The organism is Halomonas sp. SIMBA_159, from assembly GCF_046536035.1.
Taxonomy (GTDB): Bacteria; Pseudomonadota; Gammaproteobacteria; order Pseudomonadales; family Halomonadaceae; genus Vreelandella; species Vreelandella venusta_A.
In genome coordinates this window covers 1-249 of sequence record NZ_JAWJBT010001201.1, presented here as the reverse complement: position 1 = coordinate 249, position 249 = coordinate 1, and the positions used below count along the sequence as shown (strand labels likewise).

General features: G+C 54.2%; 1 protein-coding gene. It reads left to right on the top strand.

The window, feature by feature from the left end; all coding sequences use genetic code 11:
- Positions 1 to 249: hypothetical protein (locus tag R0J87_RS23070; protein ID WP_498889274.1), on the top strand; the 249-nt coding region annotated here is incomplete at both ends.

The following is a 249-nucleotide window of genomic DNA, read 5'->3' as shown; positions in this document are numbered from 1 at the left end:
AAGAAAAGTCAGGCGCTACGTCATGGCGGTTGTCAGGTGCTGTATGCGGAAGATAACGTGGTGGTATTTGTCCGCGTGCTGAATCAGCAACGTGTACTGGTGGCAATCAACCGTGGCGAGGCCTGTGAAGTGGTGCTACCCGCGTCACCGTTTCTCAATGCCGTGCAATGGCAATGCAAAGAAGGGCATGGGCAACTGACTGACGGGATTCTGGCTTTGCCTGCCATTTCGGCTACGGTATGGATGAAC